At 74.8% G+C, this 893-nt stretch carries 1 pseudogene; it reads right to left on the bottom strand.

Annotated features, from left to right (window positions below):
- Positions 1 to 192 precede the first annotated feature (192 nt).
- A pseudogene (locus HW577_RS25745) lies at positions 193 to 893 on the bottom strand (hypothetical protein); the annotation flags it as partial.

Raw genomic sequence — 893 nt, 5'->3', positions numbered from 1 at the left:
CTTCCGCGATTCGAGTGCGTCTGGGGCTCAGCCGTGTCCTCTCCCGATCTGCTGGCCGGCGGCGGGGGCGACCGCACGGCGTGATCCACCGGGCGGCGGCGCGCGCGGTGCCCGGGTGACCGGACGCCGCCGCCTTCTGGACCCGGGCAGGATTTCGGTCGTGCGGCTGCGACGCGCCGCCTAGGGGCCGGCCTACCCGGCCGTGCCCGACCGCCGCGCCATCATCCGGTTTCCAGGCCGCTCGCTTGCATAGGCGACCTCGCCGAAGCCATGCAGCCGCGCCTCGATGCTTGCGAAGGCGCTGCGCTGCGCGGGGGTCAAGGGCGCGTCGGGCGTCTCTGTCCGATGCGCGAGGTAGCGGGCCAGCATCCCGCCGCCGCGCCGATGCGCCGCGGCGACCAGCGCACCCTCTGTCAGCCGGATCTCACGCCCGTCGAGGCCGGTGATGGTGGTGCCGGCGGCGCCGAGCGCGCCGTTGCGATCAAGGATCGTCTCCTGCCTCGCGAGAAAGGCGGACATCGCCGCCTCCTGCGCCGCGGGGTTCGCGAGGAAGCTTTCCTCATCCGTCGCGCCGTGGCGGGATGCCGCCTCGGTCCAGGAGCCGGAGGCATCCATCCAGCCGATGTCGCGCAGCGCCAGCGGCAGGAACTGGTAGCGGCCGAGCGCGCCCGATGTCGCGTTGCGCAGCCCATAGCCGTCCCGCGCATGCTCGGCGCTGCGTTCCGCTTCGGCGATGCGCTGCCGGAAATCCGCGTTCGAGAGCCCTTCCCAGGGGCGCAGCGCGGGCGCCTGTGTCGCACCGGGGATGGTCGCGACCGCGACCGCCGGGGTCGGCGCGGGCGCCGGGCCGCGCGCCACGGCGGGTTGAACCGCAGGCGCTGGCCGCGGTGCCT

The sequence above is a fragment of the Neoroseomonas rubea genome (assembly GCF_016106015.1).
In the GTDB taxonomy this organism is placed as follows: domain Bacteria; phylum Pseudomonadota; class Alphaproteobacteria; order Acetobacterales; family Acetobacteraceae; genus Neoroseomonas; species Neoroseomonas rubea.
The sequence above is the reverse complement of the archived record's forward strand: the minus strand, read 5'-3'. Positions and strand labels throughout refer to the sequence as shown.